This is a genomic window from Caedibacter taeniospiralis (assembly GCF_002803295.2).
Lineage (GTDB): Bacteria > Pseudomonadota > Gammaproteobacteria > Francisellales > Francisellaceae > Caedibacter > Caedibacter taeniospiralis.
Window position 1 is genome coordinate 76856 of the sequence record NZ_PGGB02000008.1, and the last position, 10035, is coordinate 86890.

General features: G+C 43.5%; 8 protein-coding genes and 4 tRNA genes. All 12 read right to left on the reverse strand.

Translation table 11 applies throughout. From position 1 onward, the window contains the following. Window positions 1-50: 50 nt before the first annotated feature. Complete coding sequence (rpoB, locus tag CU053_RS04510; RefSeq protein WP_100550942.1) at window positions 51-4142, reverse strand: DNA-directed RNA polymerase subunit beta; 4092 nt, start codon at window positions 4140-4142, stop codon at window positions 51-53. A gap of 176 nt (window positions 4143-4318) precedes the next feature. Next, a complete protein-coding gene (rplL, locus tag CU053_RS04515; protein ID WP_100550943.1) occupies window positions 4319-4693 on the reverse strand; it encodes a 50S ribosomal protein L7/L12 in 375 nt (124 codons plus the stop codon). A gap of 43 nt (window positions 4694-4736) precedes the next feature. Beyond that, complete coding sequence (gene rplJ / locus CU053_RS04520; protein WP_100550944.1) at window positions 4737-5255, reverse strand: 50S ribosomal protein L10; 519 nt, start codon at window positions 5253-5255, stop codon at window positions 4737-4739. A gap of 243 nt (window positions 5256-5498) precedes the next feature. Next, on the reverse strand, window positions 5499-6194 hold the full coding sequence (gene rplA, locus CU053_RS04525; RefSeq protein ID WP_100550945.1) for a 50S ribosomal protein L1: 696 nt from the start codon (window positions 6192-6194) through the stop codon (window positions 5499-5501). Then, entirely contained in the window at window positions 6194-6628 is a 435-nt protein-coding gene (gene rplK, locus CU053_RS04530; RefSeq protein ID WP_100550946.1) for a 50S ribosomal protein L11, read from the reverse strand. The genes rplA and rplK overlap by 1 nt, the downstream gene beginning before the upstream one ends. A 148-nt stretch (window positions 6629-6776) precedes the next feature. Further along, entirely contained in the window at window positions 6777-7397 is a 621-nt protein-coding gene (gene nusG / locus CU053_RS04535) for a transcription termination/antitermination protein NusG (RefSeq protein ID WP_100550947.1), read from the reverse strand. A gap of 9 nt (window positions 7398-7406) precedes the next feature. Next, on the reverse strand, window positions 7407-7823 hold the full coding sequence (secE, locus tag CU053_RS04540; RefSeq protein ID WP_100550948.1) for a preprotein translocase subunit SecE: 417 nt from the start codon (window positions 7821-7823) through the stop codon (window positions 7407-7409). An 80-nt stretch (window positions 7824-7903) separates the two neighbouring features. Next, window positions 7904-7979 (reverse strand) — tRNA-Trp (locus CU053_RS04545). Window positions 7980-8006: 27 nt separating this feature from the next. Continuing rightward, on the reverse strand, window positions 8007-9191 hold the full coding sequence (gene tuf / locus CU053_RS04550; protein ID WP_100550949.1) for an elongation factor Tu: 1185 nt from the start codon (window positions 9189-9191) through the stop codon (window positions 8007-8009). 34 nt (window positions 9192-9225) lie between these two features. Then, window positions 9226-9301, reverse strand: a tRNA-Thr gene (locus CU053_RS04555). Window positions 9302-9386: 85 nt separating this feature from the next. After that, a tRNA-Gly gene (locus CU053_RS04560) sits at window positions 9387-9460 on the reverse strand. A gap of 12 nt (window positions 9461-9472) precedes the next feature. Continuing rightward, window positions 9473-9557, reverse strand: a tRNA-Tyr gene (locus CU053_RS04565). Between the last annotated feature and the right edge of the window lie 478 nt (window positions 9558-10035).

Genomic DNA, 10035 nt, shown 5'->3' on the forward strand with positions numbered 1-10035 from the left:
AGCTACGCGCATAAGCTCGTAGCTGGTTTATCACTACAACTCAAGTAAGGCTAATTTTCTAAATCAGACTCAAGATCAATATCAATACCCAAAGCACGCACTTCTTTCATTAATACATTGAACGACTCAGGCAGACTTGCATCCATTCTGAAGTTGCCATCTACAATGTTCTTATACATTCTGGTACGACCGTTGACGTCATCTGACTTAACCGTCAGCATCTCACGAAGGGTATATGCAGCACCATAAGCCTGCAGTGCCCAGACTTCCATCTCACCAAATCGTTGACCGCCAAATTGAGCTTTACCGCCCAATGGCTGCTGTGTGACCAAACTATAAGAACCCGTCGAACGTGCGTGCATCTTATCATCCACCAGATGGTCAAGTTTAAGCATATACATATAGCCTACGGTTACCTGGCGATCAAATGGCAAACCTGTACGACCATCATAAAGCTGAGCCTGCCCACTTTCGTTTAAGCCACAAAGCTTTAACAGATCTTTGATGTCTTTTTCTTTTGCACCATCAAATACGGGAGTCGCTATCGGCACCCCTGCTTTTAGGTTATATGCCATCTCAATAATCTGATCATCATCCAACTGGGCTAGATCCAGCTTTTTATTGCCTATTGTGTTATAAACTTCTTCCAGAGTCCTGCGAATATCTCGCGCTTTCTGACTAGCTTCTAAGGCATCAGTAATCTTGTGCCCTAAGGCTCTTGCTGCCATTCCCATATGTGTCTCCAACACCTGACCGATGTTCATACGCGAAGGAACCCCCAGCGGGTTTAACACGATATCCATTGGTGTACCATCTTCCAGATAAGGCATATCCTCAATTGGCAGAATGCGAGAAACCACCCCTTTATTTCCGTGGCGACCGGCCATCTTATCCCCTGGCTGAATTCGACGCTTAACCGCAACAAACACTTTGACGATCTTAAGCACCCCTGGAGACAAATCATCGCCTTGCACAATTTTTTTGCGTTTTGCTTCAAATTTGGCTTCAAAGTTTTTACGCGCCTGCTCGATCTGTGCTTTACACCGAGTAATAACTTCCATCGTTGATTCATCTTCAACACGAATATCCAGCCATTGAATCAATTCAAGATTTTTTAAATAATCTTTTGTGATTTCCTGTCCGCGCTTTAAGCCACCAGGACATGCTACCGCTTTCTTGCCACTTAACTCTTGTAGCAAATATGAACGAACAGCACCTTCAACAATGCGGTATTCATCGCGCAAGTCTTTACGTATACGTGCTAATTCAGCTTTTTCAATTTCAACTGAACGCTGGTCTTTCTCTAAGCCATCACGAGTGAAGACCTGTACATTAATCACTGTACCGTACATACCCGTTGGCATACGCAAAGAACTATCTTTAACATCCGATGCTTTTTCGCCAAATATGGCACGCAAAAGTTTTTCTTCAGGTGTCAGCTGTTGCTCGGCTTTTGGTGTAATTTTTGCCACCAGAATATCGCCTGGCACAACATTGGCACCAATATGAACTATCCCTGCTTCATCCAGTTTGTTGAGAGCTTGTTCACTAACATTGGGGATGTCCGCGGTAATCTCTTCCGCACCTAACTTGGTATCACGCGCAATACAGGTCAACTCCTCGATGTGAATAGAGGTATAACGGTCATCTTCAACGATGCGTTCAGATAATAAAATAGAATCCTCAAAGTTAAAGCCATTCCACGGCATAAACGCTACTAAAAGGTTTTGCCCAAGCGCCAACTCTGCCATATCAGTTGATGAGCCATCTGCAAGCACATCACCTTTTACAATCACATCGCCTGGACGCACGATTGGGCGTTGATTAATACAGGTGTTTTTGTTAGAACGTCGGAACTTCGTTAAGTTGTAAATATCAACAACGGAATCCCCTTCACCGATTTCATCATTATCAACGCACACGACAATACGCCCGCCATCAACCGCATCAACAACGCCTGAACGTTTTGCCACAATACATGTCCCTGAGTCACGCGCAACGATACGCTCCATCCCAGTACCGACAAGGGGCTTTTCCGCTCTTAAAGTTGGCACCGCCTGACGTTGCATATTTGAACCCATTAATGCACGGTTTGCATCATCATGCTCCAAAAATGGAATGAGTGCCGCAGCAACGGACACCATCTGCTTAGCAGAAACATCCATATACTGCACTTGGTCTGCACTCGTGAAAATCGTCTCCCCTTTCGAGCGACACTGAATTAACTCATCCGTTAAACGTCCTTTGTCATCCATCGAGGCAGAGGCCTGTGCAATCACATAATTGCTCTCATCAATCGCTGATAAATATTCAATCTGATCAGTTGCTGCACCGTTAATTACCTTACGATATGGCGCTTCTAAGAAACCATAGTGATTGGTCCGCGCATAACATGCTAAAGAGTTGATCAAACCAATGTTTGGACCTTCAGGCGTTTCAATCGGACACAAACGACCATAATGTGTCGTATGCACGTCACGCACCTCAAAACCTGCGCGATCCCTGGATAAACCACCTGGACCCAAGGCTGAAATACGACGCTTATGCGTCACTTCTGATAAGGGGTTATCCTGATCCATAAATTGCGATAAAGCCCCCGAACCAAAGAATTCTTTGATTGCGGCAGTAATTGGCTTTGCGTTGACCAGATCTTGTGGCATCGCACTCTCGCGATCCACCAATGACAAACGTTCACGTACTGATCTTTCAACGCGCACCAAGCCAATTCTAAACTGGTTTTCTGTCATTTCACCTACGGCACGGATGCGTCGATTGCCTAAGTGATCTATATCATCCACTTCTCCCCGACCATCTCTAATATCAATCAGTGTTTTGACAACATCGATGATGTCTTCCTTAGTCAGTACATTTATGCCTTTATCTGATTTACGCCCCAAACGATTATTAAATTTCATTCGACCAACGGCTGAAAGATCATAGCGATCTTCAGAGAAAAACAAACCCTGGAATAAATTTTCAGCTGAGTCTTTTGTTGGCGGCTCACCTGGTCGCATCATACGATAGATCTCAACCAAAGCCTCATCACGATCACGACACACATCGTTACGCAAAGTGTCGGCGATATAAGCACCACGATCCAGATCATTGGTGTTTAATGTCTGGAATTTACTGATGCCACGATCAGAAAGCTTTTCTAACAGCACAGGCGTAATTTCTTCATTTGCCGCCGCAAGTATCTCGCCTGAAGTCTCATCCACAACGCGAGAATACAACACTTTACCCATGACATAAGAGACAGGAACTTCCATCTGGTTCAAACCTTGCTCTTTCATAAGTTTTGTATGTCTTGCAGTAATGCGCTTACCTTCAGCTACGAGCACCTTGCCATCTTTATCCAAAACGTCAAACGATGCTGTAGACCCCTTTAACGAATCAGGCTCAAAGGTCATCAGTAGTGAACCATTGTCCACTTCAAAATTAACTGGTTCATAAAAAAGCTTAAGTAATTCATCGCTGGTATAACCCAACGCCTTTAGTAAAACAGTCGCAGGTAATTTACGACGTCTGTCTATACGCACATAAAGCAAGTCTTTTGGATCAAACTCAAAATCCAACCACGAACCACGGTAAGGAATGACACGCGCCGAATGTAATATTTTACCTGAGGAATGCGTTTTACCTTTGTCATGATCAAAGAAAACACCAGGTGAACGATGAAGCTGTGAAACAACCACCCGCTCAGTACCATTAATCACAAAGGTACCATTCTCAGTCATCAGCGGAATTTCACCCATGTAGACCTCTTGCTCACGCACATCCTTAACCACTTTATCATCTACTGGCGCGTCTTTGTCATACACAACCAACCTAAGTTTCACACGCAAAGGAGCAGCATAGGTTACCCCTCGAATACCACATTCATTTTCATCAAAAACAGGCTCACCCAAGCGATAGCTTACGTAGTGCAGCTCGGAATACCCTGAGACACTTACAATAGGAAGAACAGACTTAAACGCAGCCTCTAAACCAATATTCTTGCGGCTTTGCGGCTTAACATCTTGTTGCAAAAATTCTTTGTATGAATTCACTTGAACAGCAAGCAAATATGGGACATCGAGAATATTAGGAAGGTTCCCAAATTCTTTACGGATTCTTTTTTTCTCAGCGTATGAGTACGACATCAGGCAATTCCTCTGACTACATTCGTTTTGAACACTAAATCATGCCAAAAGTTCGGAAAACTTTATTCATCTGCGATTACAGACACGTTTACAAATACCATTTATTAGATAGCAGAAAAGGCTAACAGGTAAAACCCCTGTTAGCCTTTACTTTTTAACTCAAAATAATCGTTTGATTACTTAAGCTCAACCTTAGCACCAGCCTCTTCAAGCTGTTTCTTAAGTGCTTCAGCATCAGCCTTTGAAGCCCCTTCTTTAATAGTGAAAGGAACGCCTTCAACAGCGTCTTTTGCTTCTTTAAGACCTAATCCAGTTGCTGCGCGAACTCCCTTAATCGCACCAACTTTATTAGCACCTGCATCAACTAAAACAACGTCAAATTCGGTTTTCTCTTCAACCGCGGCGGCTTCACCTGCAGCAGGTGCTGCAACGGCAACTGCAGCCTGTGCAGAAACACCAAATTTTTCTTCCATCATTTTAACCAGATCACAAACATCCATCACGCTCATTTCAGCAACTGCATTCAGAATGTCTTGTTTAGTAATAGCCATTATATACTCCTATTAAATAATTTATTTCAAAAACGAAAAGTGGTTATTTTGCATCACCAACAGCAGCAAACACACGCACAGCCCGAGCTGGAATTTCATTGAGCGTACGCACAAACTTGGCAACAGGTGCTTGCAATACATTACACAACGTAGCAAGTGCATCATTTCTGCTTGGAAGCTTAGACATTTCTTCTAACTTATCAGCACCAAACAATTTACCGCTCATCGCTAAGTTCTTCACTTCAAAAGCTTTATTATCTTTCATAAAACCTTTGAACAATTTAGCAGCCGCACCTGGCTCTTCTTTCGAGAAAGCCAGCACCAAAGGACCAACAAGCGCATCACTCATACACTCAAACTCAGTCCCTTTCATTGCGATTCTTGCTAAGTTGTTGCGAACAACTTTCAAGTACACACCTGACTCACGAGCCTGCTTACGTAAATCACTCATTTGATTCACAGTCAAACCACGGTAATCAGCTACCGCTGCAGACAATGCCAAGGATGCCTGTTCGGCAACTTCTGCCACAATCGCTTTTTTATCTTCAAGCTTTAGCGCCATTAGCTAATCCTCTTGTTTTTGTCTACGTTACTATTTAATACGATGTTTGAAACCAAATAAAAATTTACTCTTTTAAGGTCACTCTCACCGTCTGCGTAGGAAATTAAGCAACCTTGCGATCACACCTACGGTCTTTGACATCGCTCACCCAACACAGCGCCAGGCAGCGACCCAAAGAAACTTATTTAAACTCCCCTGGCACAAAGCCTTTGTGCATAAGGGATATGAAAAAGGCTCGCCATCTTAAACTTCAATTGTACTCATGTCAAGCATAACACCAGGACCCATTGTGCTAGATACGGTAATTTTCTTTATATAAATACCCTTTGCATTGGATGGCCTAAGTTTTTTAAGATCTGCCAATAGCGTTTCCAGGTTTTGCTGCAAAGCAGCTGACTCAAAATCAACCTTGCCAATCGTTGTGTGAATGATACCCGCTTTATCAACACGGTAACGGACTTGACCAGCTTTTGCATTTCTTACTGCTTGCGCCACATCGGTAGCCACAGTACCTACTTTAGGGTTTGGCATCAAACCTTTAGGACCTAAGATCTGACCCAACTGCCCAACCACACGCATAGCATCAGGAGTAGCAATCACAACATCAAAATCCATATTGCCTTTTTTAACTTCCAGAGCTAAGTCATCCATTCCCACAATATCAGCACCCGCTTCAGTGGCCTTAATCGCATTATCGCCCTGGGTAAACACTGCAACACGGACTACTTTACCCGTGCCGTTTGGTAACACAGAGGCACCGCGCACCACTTGATCTGATTTGCGCGGATCAACACCTAAGTTGACCGCAACGTCAATGGATTCTTTGAACTTAACTTTTGATAGCTCTTTTAATAGATTAAATGCTTCAGTTGCAGAGTATGATTGTAATCTGCTGACTTTCTCGGACAAAGCCTTCATTCTTTTGGATACTTTAGCCATTATTCAACTCCCTCAACTTTAAGACCCATACTGCGCGCGGAGCCTGCGATTGTTCTTATGGCTGCATCCAAATCTGCCGCTGTTAAATCGGGTTCTTTTGCCTTAGCGATTTCTTCTAGCTGTTCACGATTCACCGTACCTGCAACTTCTTTTGAAGGTTTTGAACTACCAGACTTGATCTTGGCAGCCTTCTTCAACAAGAACGAAGCGGGTGGTGTTTTCATTGTAAAGGTGAAGCTTCTGTCGCTATAAACAGTGATCACAACAGGAACAGGAGATCCCTGTTCCATTTTTTGTGTCTGTGCATTAAACGCTTTACAGAACTCCATAATATTAACACCACGCTGACCCAAGGCTGGACCAATCGGGGGACTAGGATTTGCCTGTCCAGCTTTCACTTGAAGCTTGATATAAGCTTGTACTTTCTTTGCCATTTTTTACTCCTATTTTGGGTATAGCGCTATGTTTTTTATAGCTCCCCACAGTTAGCTTCGCCCAATCAATATGATCAGGCACCAAACCCCACTTGTTTAAACAAGGGGAAATCGTTCGCCTTTTGTACGGGCGAAAAATCTTTCACCCCTACGCATCTTTCTCCACTTGTGAGAACTCTAATTCAACAGGGGTTGAGCGTCCAAAAATAGACACTGCAACGTGAACTCGCGACTTTTCATAGTTAATTTCTTCAACCACACCCGTGAAGTCTGCAAAAGGACCATTAAGCACACGAACAACCTGACCGACTTGGAAAGTTGTGCGTGGTTTTGGTGCTGTTTTTTCTGCGCCAGTTTCTAAAGAACCTAAAATTCTTTCTGCCTCAGCATTACTAATGGGCATAGGACGCTCACTCGTACCGCCAACAAAACCACTGACTCGAGGTATGCGACGAACCAGCTGCCAGGCTGCCTCATCCATCTCCATTTGAATTAAAACATAACCAGGAAAAAATTTGCGCTCACTTTTTCGCTTTTGCCCTGCTTTCATTTCAACGACTTCTTCAGTTGGAACTAATATTTTTCCAAAATATTGCTCCAAGCCTTCAAGCTTTATTTTTTCTTCTATTTGTGCCTTAACACGCTTTTCATATCCCGAATAAGCTTGAACGACATACCATCTTTTTTTTCCATCACCCTCAGTTTTCGCCAGAGAAGAATTGGCAGTTTCTGCATTCTTTTCACGCAAATCTTTTTCATCCGCAGACATAAAAAACCCTTAACTTAAAATTGCTTGAATAAGATACATAAATAGCAGCCCAACAAAATAAATAATGACTGAAGCCACTGCGACGATCGCTAATACAACCAGTGTTGAGTTAATCGTTTCTTGTCTCGTGGGCCATACAACCTTACGCATTTCCAGCCTTGCTTCTAATAGAAATTGCCAGCCCTTAGCTCCCTGATTTGTCTGCTTAGCAAGCACCAACAGCACAACCAATCCAACAATAATCAGCACCGCCATTAATGCAGATGACTGAGTAAACAGCGAGAAATACATACTCGAAAAAACAACAAGTACTGCGATTACCAGCATAAGCAGCCACAGCAACTTATTAGCGCTAGTCGCTATCTCGCGCGCATCAGCTTTTTTTGTTGTGGTTGTCCACACTTTTTTGGTTACTGAATCTTTCATTCAAAGCCTCATCTTTCAATACAAACAAAAACGGCGTGCAATCCTAACACAGATCAACACGCCGTTCAAGCCAATTTATTTGGCAGGCCAGGAGGGACTCGAACCCCCAACTTGCGGTTTTGGAGACCGCTGCTCTACCAATTGAACTACTGGCCTACAAAACTCATCAAGTTGTTATCGACATTAAGCAAGGATCTTAGCCACAACACCAGCACCGACCGTGCGACCGCCTTCACGAATCGCAAAACGTAAACCTTCCTCCATCGCGATAGAGTTGATCAATGTCACAACCATCTTAATGTTATCGCCAGGCATTACCATTTCAACACCTTCAGGCAATTCACAAGACCCAGTTACGTCAGTTGTACGGAAGTAGAATTGCGGTCTGTAACCTTTAAAGAAAGGAGTATGACGACCACCTTCTTCTTTAGACAACACATAAACCTCCGCTTCAAACTTAGTATGAGGAGTGATTGAACCTGGCTTACAAAGAACTTGACCACGCTCAACATCATCACGCTTAAGACCGCGCACAAGGATACCAACGTTTTCACCCGCTTTACCTTCATCAAGAAGCTTACGGAACATCTCAACTCCAGTAACGGTTGTTGTTTGTGTTGGTTTAATACCAACCACTTCAACTGAGTCACCAACTTTGATAATACCGCGCTCAATACGACCAGTCACGACTGTACCACGACCAGAGATAGAGAATACATCTTCGATTGGCAACAAGAAAGGCTTGTCAGTTTCACGTTGTGGTTCAGGAATGTATTCATCAAGCGTTTTACCTAACTCAAGAATCGCATCAACCCACTTCTTCTCACCTGCCAAGGCGCCGGTAGCGGAACCTTTGATAATTGGAGTATCGTCACCAGGGAATTCATACTGATCTAGAAGTTCACGAACTTCCATTTCCACCAACTCTAACAATTCTTCATCGTCTACCATATCGCACTTGTTCAAGAAAACAACGATATATGGAACGCCTACCTGACGTGACAACAAGATATGCTCACGCGTTTGCGGCATAGGACCATCGGCAGCAGAGCATACAAGGATTGCACCATCCATCTGAGCCGCACCCGTGATCATGTTTTTAACATAATCCGCATGCCCTGGACAGTCAACGTGCGCATAGTGACGCGCAGGAGTTTCATATTCAACATGCGAAGTTGAAATGGTAATACCACGCGCTTTTTCTTCTGGTGCATTATCAATCTCATCAAACGCTTTTGCCTGTCCGCCATATGCGTCAGCCAGCACCTTAGTGATTGCAGCGGTCAACGTCGTTTTCCCATGGTCAACATGACCAATTGTACCAACGTTTACGTGCGGCTTTTTACGTTCATATTTTTCTTTAGCCATTATTTGCTCCAAAGTTTTATTAATAAACTCAACATGGTGCTCACAACCAGATTTGAACTGGTGACCTCTCCCTTACCAAGGGAGTGCTCTACCTACTGAGCTATGCGAGCTTCAATTATTTCTCATAAAATCAATACTTTTAATTCACTAAAGTACACTTAACTTAAATAAATCACTTATTTATAGATCCCTTTATGGAGCGGGCGATGGGAATCGAACCCACGCTATCGGCTTGGAAGGCCGAAGTTCTACCATTGAACTACGCCCGCATTGGGAAATTGTGGTGGAGGGGGCAGGATTCGAACCTGCGAAGGCTGAGCCGTCAGATTTACAGTCTGATCCCTTTGGCCGCTCGGGAACCCCTCCAGCGCGCAGGTGACAATCATAGGGCTTTAGTTTTCAAAAATCAACTTCTTTTCATTGATTTTTTACCTATAATCTTACGCACCAGATTCCGAAAACATAAGCCGTTAAGGCGGGCAAGTATATATGAAACCAAACCCCATTTACCAGTGCTTTTTGCTGGCTATTTTACTTTTTACACTCACAGCAGGGAGGACCGAAATATATCAGTGGCAAGACCGTAGAGTAGGTCGCTGATTTGATTTTATCTCCACAGAGACCCCTCGTCAAACCGTGCGTAAAGTTTTCCCTTACACGGCTTTCCGAAAGACTTCTTCCGTCAACTTTACAGCTCATCTAAATATAACCTCCCTTAATTCTTTTATGTTGCACAAATGCCCTACTCATRATAATAAAGTTTATGGGTAGTTTCATAGAAAAATGAGGGTGGATGGTCTCTCCATCCCTTGCTATGTTTAGCGTGCTTTTTCTTAAGCATAAT